At 67.4% G+C, this 16,782-nt stretch carries 13 protein-coding genes and 1 pseudogene; 9 read left to right on the top strand and 5 right to left on the bottom strand.

Features of this window, described 5'->3' with window-relative positions:
- Positions 1-64: 64 nt before the first annotated feature.
- Both C470_RS12190 and C470_RS15950 read right to left on the bottom strand, forming a co-directional pair.
- Positions 65-976: an acyltransferase gene (locus tag C470_RS12190; protein ID WP_008367588.1), complete on the bottom strand. Its 912-nt coding sequence runs from the start codon at positions 974-976 to the stop codon at positions 65-67.
- A gap of 63 nt (positions 977-1,039) precedes the next feature.
- Positions 1,040-1,216, bottom strand: coding sequence for a hypothetical protein (locus C470_RS15950; RefSeq protein WP_159369157.1), 177 nt, complete (start codon positions 1,214-1,216; stop codon positions 1,040-1,042).
- 169 nt (positions 1,217-1,385) lie between these two features.
- Between C470_RS15950 and C470_RS12185 the strand changes: the two genes are divergently transcribed.
- From C470_RS12185 to C470_RS12175, 3 genes are all read left to right on the top strand, one after another.
- On the top strand, positions 1,386-2,459 hold the full coding sequence (locus C470_RS12185) for an aldo/keto reductase (RefSeq protein WP_008367587.1): 1,074 nt from the start codon (positions 1,386-1,388) through the stop codon (positions 2,457-2,459).
- A 444-nt stretch (positions 2,460-2,903) separates the two neighbouring features.
- Positions 2,904-3,644 (top strand): helix-turn-helix domain-containing protein, encoded by a 741-nt coding sequence (locus C470_RS12180; protein ID WP_004596842.1) that lies wholly within the window; start codon positions 2,904-2,906, stop codon positions 3,642-3,644.
- 68 nt (positions 3,645-3,712) lie between these two features.
- The gene (locus C470_RS12175) at positions 3,713-3,904 is read left to right on the top strand and encodes a hypothetical protein (RefSeq protein WP_004596844.1); all 192 of its coding nucleotides are present in this window, start codon (positions 3,713-3,715) and stop codon (positions 3,902-3,904) included.
- A gap of 97 nt (positions 3,905-4,001) precedes the next feature.
- On the opposite strand, the gene C470_RS12170 is transcribed toward C470_RS12175, so the two are convergent.
- Positions 4,002-5,390 (bottom strand): M28 family peptidase, encoded by a 1,389-nt coding sequence (locus C470_RS12170; RefSeq protein ID WP_008367584.1) that lies wholly within the window; start codon positions 5,388-5,390, stop codon positions 4,002-4,004.
- A gap of 86 nt (positions 5,391-5,476) precedes the next feature.
- Here C470_RS12170 and C470_RS16515 point away from each other — a divergent pair.
- The 6 genes and pseudogenes from C470_RS16515 to C470_RS12145 form a co-directional block, all read left to right on the top strand.
- Positions 5,477-5,734: pseudogene (locus tag C470_RS16515) on the top strand (IS6 family transposase); the annotation flags it as partial.
- A 103-nt stretch (positions 5,735-5,837) separates the two neighbouring features.
- Complete coding sequence (locus C470_RS12165; protein ID WP_049908730.1) at positions 5,838-6,938, top strand: hypothetical protein; 1,101 nt, start codon at positions 5,838-5,840, stop codon at positions 6,936-6,938.
- 54 nt (positions 6,939-6,992) lie between these two features.
- A complete protein-coding gene (locus tag C470_RS12160) occupies positions 6,993-8,015 on the top strand; it encodes a hypothetical protein (RefSeq protein ID WP_008367580.1) in 1,023 nt (340 codons plus the stop codon).
- Between the two features lies 1 nt (position 8,016).
- Positions 8,017-8,652, top strand: a complete 636-nt coding sequence (locus C470_RS12155; RefSeq protein WP_008367578.1) for a hypothetical protein — start codon at positions 8,017-8,019, stop codon at positions 8,650-8,652.
- Positions 8,645-10,393 carry an ATP-binding protein gene (locus tag C470_RS12150; protein WP_008367576.1) on the top strand — a complete coding sequence of 583 codons (1,749 nt, stop codon included), beginning with the start codon at positions 8,645-8,647 and terminating at the stop codon, positions 10,391-10,393. The genes C470_RS12155 and C470_RS12150 overlap by 8 nt, the downstream gene beginning before the upstream one ends.
- The gene (locus tag C470_RS12145) at positions 10,386-13,436 is read left to right on the top strand and encodes a hypothetical protein (protein WP_152418672.1); all 3,051 of its coding nucleotides are present in this window, start codon (positions 10,386-10,388) and stop codon (positions 13,434-13,436) included. The genes C470_RS12150 and C470_RS12145 overlap by 8 nt, the downstream gene beginning before the upstream one ends.
- A gap of 51 nt (positions 13,437-13,487) precedes the next feature.
- Here C470_RS12145 and C470_RS12140 read toward each other — a convergent pair whose 3' ends face one another.
- Together C470_RS12140 and C470_RS12135 are read right to left on the bottom strand one after the other, a co-directional pair.
- Positions 13,488-15,740, bottom strand: a complete 2,253-nt coding sequence (locus C470_RS12140) for a hypothetical protein (protein WP_204365892.1) — start codon at positions 15,738-15,740, stop codon at positions 13,488-13,490.
- A gap of 22 nt (positions 15,741-15,762) precedes the next feature.
- Positions 15,763-16,782: a hypothetical protein gene (locus tag C470_RS12135; RefSeq protein ID WP_008367569.1), complete on the bottom strand. Its 1,020-nt coding sequence runs from the start codon at positions 16,780-16,782 to the stop codon at positions 15,763-15,765.

The raw sequence follows: 16,782 nt of genomic DNA, 5'->3' as shown, positions 1-16,782 counted from the left end.
GCGTGCGATACCATACCACGAACAAGCCGCTTTCGATCACTGACGCGTCGGCCGCACGGCGCCCTCAGCGCGGCGGGCTCGGCGGCTGGAGGTCCCGCTGAAACTCGTCGAACTGCTCGAGGTCGTCCGGGAGCTCGTACTCGATCTCGCGGTCGTCTTGGTTGTCGGGGAGCCGCCCGTCCTCGATCTCCTCGGCGGCCTCCTCCCACCCCGGCTTCACGCGGACACTGCGGGCGGGCGATCCGACGACCACGTGATGGGCGGGCACGTCGCCCTGGACCACGGAGCGCGCGCCGACGACGCTGTTCTCGCCGACGCGGCAGCCGGCTCGGACCATCGCGTCGTAGGTGACGCGGGCGTCGTCCTCGACGATCGTGTGGAAGTTCCGGACCTCGGTCTGGTCGACGATATCGTGGTCGTGGCTGTAGAGGTGGACGCCGTCGGAGATGGAGGCGCGGTCGCCGATCGTCAGCTTCCCGCGGTCGTCGAGGTGGACGTCGTCGTGGATCACGACGTTGTCGCCGACCTCGATGTTGTGGCCGTAGGTGACGGAGATGCCCTTGAAGAAGCGGCAGTTCTCCCCGCACTCGGCGAACAGGTGGTTGCCGAGCATCTGCCGGAAGCGGAGCGCGAACTCGACGTTGTCGGCCATCGGGGTGGCGTCGAACTGCCGCCAGAGCCACTGGAGGTGTTTCGAGCGCTGGAAGCGGTCCTCGTCCTTCTCGGCGTAGTACTCCGACTCCAGCGTCGCGTTACACGGGTCGTACCCCTGGAGGCGGACGCGCTCGGCGCGCGACACCGACTCGCCGCTCTGCCACGCCTCCCACGCCTCGCGGTCGCCGTGGAGGTCGATCAGCACGTCGCGGACGACCTCGCAGGTGTCCTCGTCCGAGGCGAGCCGCTCGTCCACCTCGTCGATGAACCCTCGGACCCCGGCCTCGGCGCCGTCGGGCAGGGACACGTGTCGCTTTGTCATCGGGCCACCTTCGTCGCCGTCACTCAAAGGGATTCGGTTGTGCGAACGCGACGCCCGATCCGGTCAGCGGAGTTCGGCGCGGACGAACAGGGCGACAACCAGCCCGACGAACAGCACGACGAAGGCCACGACGATTCCGGCGACCCTGAACGACAGCAACAAGGCGGCGACCGAGACCACGGCGATGACCGCGAGCAGGGCGACGACGGCGTCGAGCCGACGGCGGAGGGCGTCGTCCATGGGCGTCGGATCGGCGAGAGGCGAGTAGTAAATACCGGTTCAGACCGCGACGCTGCGCCGTGATTCCTCGCGACCGCGGCCCGCCGATTCCCCGCGACCGCGGCCCGCCGATTCCACCGGCGCGGGAGCGACCGCGTCCGATAAGTGTCCCCACCGCCAATCAGTGGCCATGCAACACCGCGAACTCGGGAACTCGGGCGTCGAGGTCTCCGAAATCGGCTTCGGCGCGTGGGTCGTCGGCACCGACTGGTGGGGCGACCGCTCGGACGACCAGGCGGTCGGGATGGTCGAGGAGGCGCTCGACGCGGGCGTCACCTACGTCGACACCGGCGACGTGTACGGCCACGGCGACAGCGAGGAGATAATCGGGAAGGCGATCGACGGCCGCCGAGACGAGGTGACGCTCGCGACGAAGATCGGCTACGACTTCTACAACAACCCGCAGGCCGGTCACGGCGAGCTTCCGAAAGAGCTCAACCGCGAGTACCTCGAAACCGCCTTCGAACGCTCGCTCGACCGGCTCGACACCGACCACGTCGACCTGCTCCAGCTGCACAACGCGAACGTCGACGACGTCACGCCCGAGGTGCGCGACCTCCTCCGCGAGTGGAAGGAGTCGGGGCGCGTCCGCGCGCTCGGCTGGGCGCTCGGCCCCTCGATCGGCTGGCTCGCCGAGGGCGACGCCGCCGTCGAGTACGAGGAGTTCGACGCTGTCCAGACCGTCTTCAACCTCTTCGAGCAGGAGCCCGGTCGCCACTTCGTCGACAGTGTCCGCGAGTCCGGCTCGGACACCTCCGTCATCGCCCGCGTCCCGCACTCCTCCGGCCTGCTCAACGAGCAGGTGACGCCCGACACCGTCCTCGAGGACGGCGACCACCGCTCGCACCGCCCGAAGGAGTGGTACGAGACGGGCTGGGAGAAGGTCGAGGCGATCCGCTTCCTCGAAGATCCGGAGCACAGCGGGGGGACGCGCACGATGGCGCAGGCCGCGATCCGCTGGCTGCTCGCGCACGACGAGGTCGCCTCCGTCACGCCGACGTTCCGCGACGGCGACGACATCGCCGAGTGGAGCGCCGCGGCGGACGTGCCGCCGATCTCCGACAGCGAGTACGACCGCCTCGAAGAGCTGTACGCCCGGAACTTCGATATCGACCGCGACGACGGGATGGACGTCCTCCGCACCTCCGTCGACGGCGAGGACATCGAGGCCGCCGGCCTCGACAAGCGCGCGGCCTCGTACTGAGCGGCGACCGGCTCCGTCCCTCCCGGCGTCCCGCCGACCCGCTTCTTTCGCCTCGAAAGCGCCAGACAGAGAACGGTTCTTCCCGAAAAGAACCACTTTCACCCCGCCCCGGATCGGCCGCGCCGCTGGCGAGCGCGGAAACGGTGGCTCGGTCGAACCCCGTCGTCACAGAGTAACGAGGAGGAAGCCCCCGGCTTCAGTCGTGGGCCACTGACGAGGGGCTCGGTGGAGAAAATCGAGAACTACTAAGCGACCGTGGCGAGCGTGTCGAGTGTTGTAACTCGGCACGTAGAAGTGGTGGCTCGGTTGAAGTCTTTCGTCACAAGGGGCTTAGAGGGGGTAACGGATCGTCATGGCCACCACACCGACGATTGCGCGGTCACCGGTATAAATGGCTCGCGACGCTCCGGAACCCGTTTGAACCCGGGCGTCCTCGGAACTCCCATGCGGGAAGTGACGTTCCGGATCCACCACGCGGGGGAGCCGGAGTGCGAGGTGAGCGCGCGCCACCCGGAGGTGCGCTACCGGTCGGTCTCTTCGATGACCGGCAGCGGCCCCGAGCACAAGCGGATCGCCGAGCTCACCGGGCCGTCGGCGGAGATCGAGGCGTTCGTCGAGGAGTTCCGCGAGTTCGACCTGATCGTCTCCGCGGAGCCGCTCGCACCGATCGAGGGGACGCACGCCTACGTCGCGCTGACGATCGACGTCGCGGCGGCCGACTGGGACGGGATCGGCGAGCGGTTCTCTCAGATGGGGATCCACTACCGGACGGGGACGACCATCTCCGGCGGCGTCGAGCGATGGACGGCGTACCTGGAGGACGACGACGACCTCTCGGCGGTGATGCGCGAACTGGAGCGCGGCGGCAACGAGGTGGAGCTCGCACGGAACGTGGAGCTGGCGTCGATCGAGCGGTCCCCGCAGCTCCCCGCGTCCGGCCTCCTCAACGGGCTCACCGACCGGCAGCGGGAGGTCCTCGCGACCGCGATCGCCGCGGGCTACTACGACCACGGCGGGGGCGTCGGCGTCGAGGAGGTCGCCGCGGAGCTGGGCCTCGGCTCGACGACGGTGTGGGAACATCTCTCGCGCGCGGAGTCGACGGTGATGAACGCGCTGTTCGACCGGTTCGCGGACGGGGAGCCGGTCGGGGCCGTCCGGGAGCGAGACCGGACGGACTCGGCGTGAAACGGTCGAATTAGGCGAAAAATCGACTCGGACCAACGCTTTTGGTGCTTCGGGACGGAGCGGCGCGTATGGACGACGGAACCGTCTCCGTGCCGGACGAGCAGTACGAGCGCCTCGCTGCCCTCGCCGCCGCCCGCGGCGTGAGCCCCGAGACGCAACTGGCCCGGCTCATCGACGACGCGTACGCCGGCCTCGACGGCGAGGGGGACGCCCCCGAGTCGCTCCCGCTCGGCGTCTGCGACGGCTCCGACGAGGAGTGAGTCGGGTGCGGGACCGGCGAGCGGTCCGTGAGCCGCCGCGCCGGACTCGTTCGGACGCGTTCTCGCCCCCGTTTCGGTTCGAACTCCGCCGCCGCCCTCACTCCTCGTAGGGCCACCGCCCGCCCGTCTTCAGCTCCTCGACGTACCCCTCGTCGATCGCGTCGCGGATCGACTCCCGCGAGCGGTGTTCGGCCTCGACCTCCCCCGTCGCGAACCGGTAGACGGCCGCGGTCACGAGCGTGGCCACCTCGCGGAGGTCCCGGGAGTCGAGCTTGTCGAGGGTGTCGGCGTGGGTGTGCCCCCAACCGCGCCCGGACTGGTCGCTGGTCGTCGAGGCCATCACGGCCGGGATCCCCTCTTGGACGAACGCCCACTGGTCGCCGTGCGGCGAGATCGTCTCGCCGGTCGTCAGGGGCGCGTCGAACGCGTCCGCGACGGCCTCGAACGTCGAGCGCATCCCCTCGAACCCGTTCGTCCCGACGCGGAGGTTCCGCGAGCTACAGGCGCCGTCGAGGTTGACCACGCAGGCGATCTCCTCCTCGGGCGTCGTCTCCGCGGCGTGATACGCCCCCCACAGCCCGATCTCCTCGGAGCCGAAGGTGACGAGTCGTACCCGCGTGTCGAGGTCGTCCTCGACGCTCGCGAGCAGGCGCCCGACCTCCGCGACGAGCGCCGACCCCGCACCGTTGTCGTTGGCCCCGTCGCTCACGTCGTGGGCGTCGACGTGGGCGGTGAGGTACACCGCCTCCTCGGTGTCCGGCCCGACCTCCGCGACGGCGTTCACCGAGGTCGTCGGCTCGTTCCGGCAGTCGACGTCGAGCGAGACGATCGGGCGGTCGGCGCCGCCGCGTTCCGACTCGTCGCCGTCGCCATCGGCCGCCTCGGCGAGCCGCGCGAGCCGCTCGCCGACCTCCTTCGAGACGCCGACGGCGGGGATCGGCCCCGGTCGGTTGTGGTAGCCGATCTCGCCGGTCGGCGGGAGCGCCCCCTCGATGTGGTTACGGAAGACGAACCCGACCGCGCCGCGCTCCGCGGCCGCGACGTACTTCTCCATCCGGTGGATCCACCGGTCGTGAGAGTCGGGGGTGCGCGAGGAAGCCATGGCGATCGCTCCCTCCAGCGCCTCGCCCGCGGCCGCGAACTCCTCGTCCGTGCCGTCCCCGACGTCGACGAGCGGCGCCGTCGCCTCGCCGCTCGGCGTGCCGGGCAGCGCGATCACCTCGTGGGAGTTCTCGTGGCGCCGCTCGACGGCGCCCGACACCGACAGCGACGAGTCGCCCCGCCACCAGCCGGGGATCTCGAACTCGTCGAGGCCGGCGTTCCGCAGGCCGGCCGCCTCGAACGCCTCGACGACGCGCTCGGCCCCGCGGCGCTCGCCGGTCGACCCCGCCATGCGATCTCCGATGTCCGTCAGGTCCGTGAGGAGGCTCCACCCGAAGTCGCTCGTCCGCGCGTCGCCGACGACGCGGTCCGGTAGCTCGGTCATACGATCCGCTTGTACCGCGGGCGAAAAGGGGTTCGGGAAGCGGAGACGGTCGCGTTAAGTTAGAGGGTGAGGCGGACGAGTTTTGAGTGTCTGTAGCGGAATTCGACCGCCACAACGATGGTATCGCATGGATCGACTTGTCGTTTTGTGGAGCAAGATCGAACGGAGCGATGGTCGATCGAAATAGGGGTCCGATGTCACTTAACCGGTAGGTCACTATGCGAAGTAAGTAAATTCCCTGAAATATAGAATTGATCCGAGCCGCGTCGCTATTCACAACTGAGTTCATAGAGCCGATCTCGACCGTTTCCAAGGATCAACTCGCGGTTAACAAAAAGATGATACCCGCAGACTGAGCGCTCAAAACTGTGGCGGCGCGAGATGTGGGTCGGCCGCCAATTATCGTGTTCGCAAGTTTTAGTATGGGAGCCTGTCACGTATGGGGTAATGACGATTTTGCCGGTGGATATGGACGTCCTCGAGGACGTCTGTCGAGATATTGCCCAAGACAACTACGGGTTCGTGTACGTCGCAGACCAGAAGTCGGATATCAAATCCGGCTACGAGAACGCGGACGTTGGAACTCTTAACGCGGGATCGCTCGCCGCAAGCGATATGCGAAAGGCACTCTCGGAGATGTCAGCCGACGAGTTCGTCGACCTCAACCAGCTTCGAGACGGAGTGTACTACGTCGATCCCTTCGGCGTGAAGGGGAACATGAACATTACGCGAGAGTTGACGAACCTGTTCGGCCAGCGACTGGTGGTCACTGGGGAGACACTCCGCTCGCGGTTCTCGCTGGCGATCGACGATCTTGAATTCTTTGTCGACGAGCTCACCGAGCGCGACTACCTCCGCCGCATCACAGCGGGCAAGCGAGACTACTACACGATCGGTCCGAAGCTCAAGGAGCACGCCGACGACGTGGGGCTCGACGCGCGGCTCGAACGCGAGGCGTCGAAGGGGAAGATCGCCCACAGCGACCTCGAGAGCGTCATCGACGTGAACGCCACCTCTGACGTGATCCGGTACCTCGACCGGGAGGGTTACATCGTCGATCTCAACGGCGAGTACCTCGTCGAGGAGGCGATAGACGAGTACGCGGAGTTCCTCGCGGACGAGATCGAGGAGACCGTCGAAACGGAGTTCGAGGAGTCGAACCACGCGCTGCGCGTCGGGGAGTTCGAACAGGTCGTGGAGAACGCGATCGACTCCCGGTTCGACGTGCTGTCGGCGGCGCGGAGCGTCCGGACGGATATCCTCAGGGAGACGCGGTCGACGCTCGTCGACCGCTTGGGGCTCGCGGAGGGGCCAGAGATCGTCACGGTCGAAGAGCCCTTCGACCGGCTCGTCGATGAGCGCGCGCGCCGGATCCTCGGCGAGGTGAAGGGAGAGTACGACGTGTTCGCCTCTCCGTCGGAGTTCACTGAGCGTGCCGAGAAACAGTTCGAGGAGCTTCAAGTCGCCCACGACGACCGCGTCAACGATCACGTCCGCGAGGCCGTGATCGACCGGTACGAAACCATCGTCGCCGACGAGGAGTTCTGAAAGCCGATGGAATAATGTGGATTGGCTGATTGATATAAACTCAACGACTATCGAATGACTCGCAAATATTCCTTCGAAACGAAAACGATCAACGGCCAGCAGTTCGTTATCGCAGAGGGGCGCGGCCAGTCCTCCGAACCGATCCGCGTCCGAGCCGACTGGATCGAGAGCGACGACATGGAGGGGAAGTGGGAGGACCTGATCAAACAGATCGTCCAGCCGGAGAACATCGACCAGATTGACATCGACGAGGGGCACGGCGGGATCAACCGCCGGGAAGCCGTCGAGGCGCTCGCCGGGGCGACTGTAGACGGGGAGACGATCGTGTCGAGCGAGCAGCAGGCCGACGTGCTCGTCGAGTACCTCGCGGACGAGGACATCGTCGACATCGAGGGCGAAGAGCTCGTGTTGTTCCGAGACCCCGACGAGGAGAGCCTCAACAGCGCGGCGCTGATGAACTGGGCAGCGCTGATGTCAGCGGTGATCGAGAGCATCGACGAACACCTCGAACGGGTTGAGGACGCGAAAGAACGGTTCCAAGAGACTGTCGATACGCTTGAAGTCGAACAGCAGGACTCCGAAGAGCGCCTCTCGAAGACCGCACAGCGGATACAGAACCTCGGCCCCGGACAGGGCGTCCCGGATCCGGACACGCTGAGCGACGACGATCGGCAGGAGTACACCCAGCTCAAGGAGCACTACCTGTACCTCCAAGACATCGAGAAGGCAAAATCGGAGAACTTCGTCGAGAACGTGAGCGCCGGCGTCGATCAGATCGGGATGGCGATTGAGCGGCTCGAAGCCGCGCGCGAGGCGTACGACATGTTCCACTCCAACACCCGAAAGGCGGCACTCAAGAGCTCCGTATTCCCGGAAGAGGCGTTAGAGTTCGTCGATAACGCCGGGAGCTTGATAAACGAACTCGCCGGCCAGGAGGAGAGTCAGGCGGACGACTACGCGGACGACGAGTTCGCCGAGATGATCGAGGAAAAGCACGGCGAAGCTGTCCAAGAGCAGGCCGCGGAGACGACCAATCTCGCCGAGACCGCTGAGGAGGCCGCGGGGTTCAAACGGTAGGATGTACGCCTCATCGTTCATCGAGGCGTTCAGGAACGTCGACGGCGCCGTCGAGCGCGCACTCTCGCTCGACACCTACCGCCGGACGGACCGAGTACGCCGGATTCGGTCCGAGGCGGTGGCAGCGGTTGACGACATCGCCGAGCTGGCGACGGTCGCTGTGACCAGCGCGGAACTGTCAGGATACGAGCGGTGGGAAACCGATGACACCGTCGAATCGATCGTCGAGGCCCGGATCGCGGATCGGGACGACCCCGACCTCGCCACCGAGGACGTCGATCGCGCCGTGAGCGACGGCCGCCTCGTCGAGGAGGCTGAGACGGTCTTCGTTCCCCTCAACGGGGGGGCTGGACCGATTCGAAACTGGTGGCTCCTCGCGGACGAGTTGCGCGACTGGCTCGCGGAGCTGATCGACGACGCACGGCGGCTCCACCGCCGTGCCGACGCCGGCGGGTCCGACCTCGTCGAGACCGCGTTCTGGACGCTTCTAGACCGGCTGGTCGCGCTCCGGGAGCTGTTGGACGAGGCTCTGACGATGGGCGAGTTCGTCTACCGGTCGACCCGGCGGGACACGTTCGAGATGCTCACCGACATCGGTCGGATCGCGGGAACGATCACGGAGCGAACCCATGCTTAACATCAAGCCGATCGCGCTGTCGCGACAGCCGACCTCGCACGTCAAGATCGGCGACTCAAAGATCAGCGCGTCGACCGATGTCGTACAGCTGAAACACAAGGGGGTCGGCGCGTACTTTTACGTCAACACCGTCGACGACCTTTTCAACGACATCGGAAACGAGGTCCGCGTCCACGAGAACGTCGAGCGGCTGTTCGGCGGGTTCGATCGGAGCCGCGACTTCCTCGTCGACACCGACGTCTCGATCACGGAAGTCCCCGACTGTACATCCGTCTCGATCCACGCAGCGACCGACGAGGGGGAGCTGGAGACGTTTCTCCGCGAGAGCAACTACCTCCTCCACCCGATCGAAGAAGCGGTCGAACGCGGCGACCGCCTCGAGACGTTCGACCCCGTCGAGATCGAACCGTCAGGGTACAACACCGTTCGGGTGACCGACGAGACCGAGGTCGAGTTCGTCGACACCGGCGAGTACCGAGAGCGAAAGGCGATGGCAGACTCTCGGCCGAGGGGACCGGGAACGGGGAGACAGGGTCGCGGCGGGCAGGAGGAGGACGACGAGGCGGTCCAGGTGTCGCTCGAACCGAAGAAGCCGACGGTCAGCTTCGAGGAGGACGTCGCCGGGCTGCCAGAGGTGAAGCGCACGGCGGAGAACCTGCTCGCCCTGTTCGACCCCGACGTGCGCGACGAGGTGGTCGACCGCTACGGCGACGAGTTCGCCTCGCGCGGCAACAGCATGCTGCTGTACGGGCCCCCCGGTTGCGGGAAGACGCTCGTCTCGGAGGCGATCGCCTACGAGGCGAAGTACAACTCGAACATCGAGGAGAGCTACGGCGAGGTGAAGTTCCTCGAGATCAAGGGCAGCGACGTGCTCTCGAAGTACTCCGGGGAGTCGGAGAAGCGCGTGGAGGCGATCTTCGAGAAGGCACACGGGATCGCGCAAGACGGGTTCGCCGTCCTCTTCTTCGACGAGGTCGACACGCTGATCCCCGACCGCGGCGACGACTCGCTCCAGCGCCACGAGCGCTCGCTGACCAACGCGTTTCTCCAAGAGATGAACGAGATCGAGGACAACCTGCTGGTGATCGGCGCGACGAACATGCCGTTCACCATCGACCCGGCCGCCACCCGCCGGTTCCCTATCCAGCAGTTCATCCCGCAGCCGGAGACGGAGGTGATGGCACAGGTGTGGCGGAAACACCTCGCGTCGATGCACGAGACCGACGCGATCGACTACGACCGGCTCGGCGAGCTATCGACCGGGTACACACCGGCGGAGATCGCCGACCGCGTGCTGGGAAGCGAGCTCCAGCGCGAGTTCGTCGAGAGCGTCCACCTGCCGGATCGGGAGCCGATCGAACCGACGACCGACTACTTCGCGGACCGACTCGGGAAGACCGAACCCAAGACGGTCCGGCAGTACGTCGCCAGCGTCCGGACCCAGATCGACGACCTCGAAGGATACCCAGAGCTGCGGCGGTACGTCGAAGAGCAGGCCGAGCGGCTGGACATGCGGCTGGGCAACGAACCCTCGTCGCTCGAACAGCTCTTCGGCGGGGACGGAGACGGAAGCGCTGAGGGGGGAGATGACGGAAGCGGCGGGGACGGCAGAAGCGGTAGCGGCGATGGCGGCACGGGAGGCGGCGACGGCGAACCGACGCCCGGAGGCGAGGGCCCCGGAGACGAACCCGCGCCCGAAGGCCCCGCTGAGGCGGAGATCGGAGGTGACGGCCGTGAGTGATGGCTACCGGCAGGTTGGCTCCTTCGAGAGCGACCCCCCGGCCGCGATCGGGCTCGGTCGCGACGTGATCGCGTTCGGGCTCGGCGACCGGGTGACGCTGGTCTCCGGCCGGGAGCGGACCGCGATCGACCACGGCGGTCCGATACTCGATCTGGCGGTGGCGGACCGCCTGCTCGTCCTCTCGACGGAGACGCTCACGGCGTACTCGCTTGACGGAGATCAGGTGTGGAGCCACGACGCGGGAGACGCGTACGCCGTGGCCGGCGCCGAGTCCCGGGAGTGCTGCGGGGTCCTCGGCGCCGACGCCCTCCGGTTCGTCGAGGTAGCGAGCGGCCGCGAGCGGTTCGCGGTTGATCGGACCCGGCCGGGGACGACCGACGACGCCTTCCTCGCGACGCCGACCGGCTTCGTGATCGCGACGTGGTCCTTCCTCACCGCGGTAGACGGCGACGGAGAGATCGCCTTCGACCGGGATCTCTCGGCGGTCGTTCGGAGCGTCGGCGTCTGCGACGGGACCGTGGTCGCGGCGCTCCAGAGCGACCGCCTCGTCGGTCTCGACGGCGGGAGCGGCGAGGACCGCTGGCGCACGGAGCTTGACGCCCGACAGGTCGCACCGGTCGGTGAGGGGTCGGTGCTGGTCAGCGCGGCCGACGGAGTGCTCGACGTGGCGGCCGACGGGGCGACCGAGACGGTCCCCGACCTCCCGACCGGCGACGTGTACGCTTCCGGCGACGGGGCGGTCGTCTGCTCGGTACGCGACGGGACGATCGCGACGTACGTCCCCGACCGCGACCGGTTCGACGTGGCGGTCCTCACCGACTCCGTCGGGGTTGGCGGCACGGTCGACGTGGAGGTGTCGAATCCGACCGAGCAGGAGCGGACGGTCGATCTCTCGCTCGACGTGGACGGCTGCTCGCTCTCGCCCGCCGAGCGAACCGTGACGATCGACGGCGAGGACTCTGCGGTCGCCGACTTCCCCGTCGCGTCGGTGCGGCGGGAGGGGCGAGCCGACGTGAACGTTGCGGCCGACGGCGACGAGGCTGGGCGCGGGACCGTCGAGGTCGAAGACGCGGCGAGCGGCGGACTAGCGGTCGAGACGGCCCTACACGCAGCGCGGATCGACGACGGCGTCGCCGAGATTGAGGTGAGGGTCGAGAACGTCGGGGGTGTCCCCCTCGACGCGGTCCGGCTACTGGAAGCCGGCACCGAGGCGACAGACATCGCGCCGGGCGACGCGTGGGAGGGAACGGTCACCCGGCCGTACGAGCCCGAAACACGGGTCTCTGTCGGGCTCGAGGTGACGCGCGGCGACCGCCGGCGGGAGTACGCCCCCACGTGTACGCTCCCGTCCCGGCCGACGATCGACGCGGCGGTTGAACGCGACGTACTACGGGCGACCGTGGTCGTCGCTGACGGCGTTCCGGTCGAAGACCGGCTCGTGGTAGAGATGCCGGGCGCCGGCCGTGTGCGGTCTCCGGTGACGATCGACGCCGACGAACTGCTGCTCCTCGTCCCGCAGTACGAGTCGGGGGTCGCCCGGATCGCGCTCGACGCGCTCGACGCCGAGAAGCGCGTCCGAGTCCCCGGAAACGGGACGTTCACACCCCCCTCGTCGACCGGCGGTCGCGACCGCGATCGTTCACGGTCGTCCCGCGAAACCGGAGGGACGGGCCGGTCGCAGAACTCGACAGAGTCGGGCGAGTCGGCGACACCCGACCGGTCGACCGCTTCGACGGATGATCCGTCGGAGACCAGTTTATCCCCCGCTCATGACTCGGTGTGGAGCGGGTCGGACGAGATGGCGGAGGGTCGGAGCCGCTCGGGCGACGCGGCGGATAACCGGAACCGATCCAACGAGCGGACGAGTGACCGGAACCGACAGTCGTCATCGACGACGAATCGGGCCGAGAGGGAGTCGAGCCGTGATTCGGAGGAAACCAGAGCCGAGGACCGAATGGATTCCTCGGTCAGAGGCCCGACGGAAGGTCGATCGGAGAGCGGGACCGAGGGCGAACCGTTCCTGTCGGCGACGCGACGCGCTCCGGAGCGCGCCTCCGGGGTCGGCCACGCGATCCGAGATCGGATCGTCGTCGAGAACGTGGGCGAGCCGGTCGGGTCAGTCGAGATCGCCTTCGACGACGGTGATCGCCTCTCTCTCGGCCGCATCGACCACGGTGCGGCCGCGTCCGTCGACCGGTTCGTCGCCGCAGGCGAGGCGGGCGAACTCACCCTCCCGTCGGCTGCGGTCGAGGTGAGCGGGAAGGTCGTCAGCGAGGTCGACGCCCGGCAGCTCTCGGTGAGCGACGACGCGATCGGGGTGCTGGCAACAGTCGATCCGGACGACGGGGCACTCACGGCCGTGATCGAGAACGGCACTGACTGGCAGTGTCGCGTGACGGGCCTTGACCCCGGACCGGACGGCAGTCGAGCGCCGCTCTCGACCGCGGTAGACGTCGGCGCGAGCGGAACCGTCTCGGCGACGGTCGGCGAACGTCCCGCGCCCGGCGACGCCGTCCCCGTTTCCTTCTGGATCGAGTCGGACGGCGAGGAGCGTCGGATCGACGTGTTGGCGGCGGCCGACGGCGACGCGGCGGGTGCTAGTGCCGGCGGCGAGCCGGCGCTGACACCCGGTATCAGCTCGGACACCCAAGTCGCGGGCGAGTACAGCTCTGTCGTTCTCGTGTTCGAGAACGACGGCGACGAACCGCTGACGGACGTCTCGGTGGTCGCCGACGGGGACCCGATCGACTCGATGTTCTACTCGCCTGCCCGCCGTGAGCGCGTCGATCCGGGCGATCGGATCGAGCACTACGTCGACCTCGAGTCCGGGTACACGGAGCCCGGCTTCGAGGCCACCGTCTCGTACGCGATCGACGGGACCGAGCAGGAGTACGTCGCCCGCGCCGCCGGTCCCGCCGTGGATGACGTGTCCGCGTGGACCGACGACCTCCTTGCCGCGTGGTCGATCGACCGGATCGACGCCGCGAACTCGTCGCCCGAGTTCCCCTCGCGGCTCTCGACGCCGCCGCGGAGCGAGAACTAACGGCGTCGCGAAGGCAGTCCGCTAAAAAATCCTCGGAGAGCTCTCCTGAAGCTACACGAGGAAGTCGCCGCTTACCGATTCCTGCGTGTCGCGGACGTACCAAAACATCCGCTTCGCGGTTCGGACGGTCAGTCCGACCGCGACCAGCGCGTAGGCCCCGATCGCGCCGAAGAGCGAGTATCGTGCGATTCCGAGCGCGGCGGTCCGTGACTCGTACTCGGCCGTGACCTCCTCGGCGCGAGTGGTCTCGCCCGCGCTCTCAAACGCGCTGATCGCCTCTTGGTAGGCGTCGTCGATCGACGCCGTGCCCGCCATGAACGCGTCGTAGTCCGCCGGGTTCAACAGGAGTGGCTGGCCGAGAACGACGACGAACTGGTCGTCTTCCATCTCGCTCCACGTACTCTCGGCCTCCTGTACCGCCTGTTCGCCGGTCGAGACGGAGTCGGAGTAGCTGTTGAACGCCTCTTCAGCGTCGTTTTCGAGCTGGTTTGCGCGCTGCTCGTCGCCCTGTAGGAGCGCGATCCGCGCGAGCTGGCGCTGCGTGGTCGCCTCCTCGATCAGCGACATCTCGCCCGATTCGAGCCGGTCCTCGTAGTAGGCCCGTTGTTCCTGAATGAGTCGGTCGAGGTCGCCCTCCGCGTCGGACCGGGCAGTATTCGCGAGCCCGCGCAGCTCGTCGTTTTCGAGCCGCTCGGCCTGTAACCCCATCGTGTTGTACGCGGCGGCCGCGCGGATGATCGCGGACTGGGCCTCGGTGTGCTCGCCACTCTCCAGGTGACTGTCGGCCTCCTCGATCGCCTCGGAGTACAGCGTCGCCGCCTCGCCGAAGGTCAGCACGGTTGATATCTCCTGATTGGCGCTCTCTCCGCTCCGGAGGCGCTCGTCCATCCTGTCGACGAGTTCGAGGGTACTGTCGGCGACGGCCGTGTCGTACCCGGAAAGCTCGTTCTGGATCGGTTCGAGATCGAGCGGAACCGGCGAGGCCGTGACCGTGATGCTCGCGTCGTCGCCGTCACCGTCGACGTCGTACTCCCACTCGTAGCTCTCGCCGAGCTCCGCGCTCGTGTCGAACTCCAGCGAGAACGAGGCGTCTTCGCTGCCGCCCGCACTCACCGAACTCGGTGCGCTCTCCAGCGTGAGCCACTCCTCCGGTCCGTTAGTGAGCGTCGTTTCGATGTCGTTGACATCGTTGTAGCCGAGTTCCTCGCTGATCGTTACGGTCCGGCTGTTGGCCTCGCCGATCGCCACGTCGCCGATGTCGGTGTCGTCGGCAACGAGGCGCGTCTCGTGGACGATTTCGAAGCTCTCGTCGAGACTCGCATCGTCACCGTCGAATCCCGGCGTGTCCACGGTCGCAGAGATGTCGTACGACCCCTCCGGGAGGTCTCGGTCGGCAGTAACTCGGAGGGCGGCCTCCTCGGTCGACTGCCCGTCGATTTCGTTCGGGGTACTCGAGGCCGTCACGGAGACGCCCGGGTCGGACGAGGACGCCGAGACGCTACCGACCTCGATTGGGGTGTCCCCGTCGTTGGGGATCTCTAGGTCGATCGTTCGGGTCAGCGTGTCGCCCTCGTCCCGCGGCTCGTCGAACGTGAACTCGTCGTCGTCGAGCGACAGCTCGCCGAAGTAGCCGGGGTAGATGACGCGGGCCTCGACGTCGACCTCGCGGGTCGCGTCGGGGTACCGCGAGTCCGACAGCTCAACGGTCCACTCGAGGTCCTCGTGTTGCGGCGCGTTCGAGTCCGGAGTCACCGTCCAGTCGACGGTCCCGCTGCTTCCGCTGACGGAGAAGCCGCCGGAGAAGTCGAGCGTCGCGTCCTGATCGCCGCGCACTTCAGTGATTTCGACCCCGTCGAGCGACCCGTCGCCGCTGACCTTCTCGACCGTGGCCTCACCCGAGGCGGTTTCGCCGACAAGCACGTTGCCGAGGTCAAGCGGTTCGTCCTCGAAGCCGGCGAGCGGGGGGGTGGTGACCGTCAGGTAGAACTCGAATGGCTCGCCGTTGACGCTCCCGGAGACGGTGCCGCTCTCGGCGTCGAAGCCAGCGGTGATGTCAAGAGGAACATCAGTGGTTGTGCCCGGTGCGAGATACGTGTCCGCGCCGGATACTGATACGCCGGACGGCTCACTCGTGATCGTCACGTCCGCGTTCGTCCCGTTCTGGCCGCTGTTGGTCACCTGAATGTCGTGGGTGTCCGTCTGCCCGTCCGTCTGGACGTCCATCGTGTAGTCGCTCGCCTGTACATCCGAGACGTTGGCCGCACCGACGGCAGGCGCGGCGAGTAGGCCGAGAGCGACTGCCACAACGAGGGCGGCAGAGAGCCGCTTAGACATCGTTTTTACCTCCGGAGACGATCGACCCGATCTGGGCCATCTCGTAGGTCCGCCGCCAGAGGAAGACCCGGCTGAGTACTGCCGTGCCGATCAGCCCGACGACGAGCCCGTACCCGACGAGGATCGAGGTGGACGCGACCGCGAGAGAGAACCGCGCGTCACCCACGTCGCTTGCGAGCGCCCTCAGATCGGCCGTACGGTCGTCGAGGCCGTTTTTACTCGCGTCCGCCTGCGCTGCCTGGACCTCCGAGAGCGCCTCCTGAGAGGCCTGATAGCGCTCGAAGGTTCGGACAGGGTTGCCGCCGACCGCGCCGGCGACGGTGTCGCACCCACGACACTGATCGAGGAGGGCGCCGGCGGTCGCCTCCGCCTCGTCCATCCGCTCCACCGCGGCATCGTACTCAGCCGAGAGCTGTTCGGCCTGTAGGTTGAACTCCGCGGCCTCGTTCGGCCGGTTCGCACGCTCGTAAGCGGTCGCGGTCATAGAGAGCAGCTCGATCCGATCCGGCGTCCGCTCGGCGGACGACGCCTGATCACGGAGGCCGTCGCCAAGCCTCGCGTAGAAACGAGTCACCGCGAGACTCGCGAGCGTCGCTTGGGTCTCCTCGTACGACTCCAGCTCGTCGATCTCTGCCTCGGCCTCCTCAGCCGCGGCGAGACTCGCCTCGTACTCGCCGGCACCAGCGCGCTCGTACGCGCGTTCGAACGCCACCATCGTGTCGAGCACCGCGGCGAACTCGGCACGGTCAGCGTCGTCAAGCGTTCCCACCTCCTGTGCGCGAGAGACGGCGAACGTGCGCATCGTCTCGAACTCCTCGTACTCCTGATACGCTTCGGTCCCCTCCATCGCACGGAACGTCTCGAAGTACTCGTTCGCGGTCTCGGGGTCTTCCTGTGCGGCAGCCGTCCCGACGCCCCCCGCCGCGATCGTCGCGAGGACGAGTAAGGCGGCGAGCGCGCAGGCGGCCGCCGTCCGAGTTGTCCGTGTGCGTGTTGTGCGTGTTTCTGTCAT

Source organism: Halorubrum distributum JCM 13561, from assembly GCF_000337395.1.
Classification (GTDB): domain Archaea; phylum Halobacteriota; class Halobacteria; order Halobacteriales; family Haloferacaceae; genus Halorubrum; species Halorubrum distributum.
Note: the sequence above shows the minus strand (reverse complement) of the source record. Positions and strands in the feature narration are given on the sequence as shown.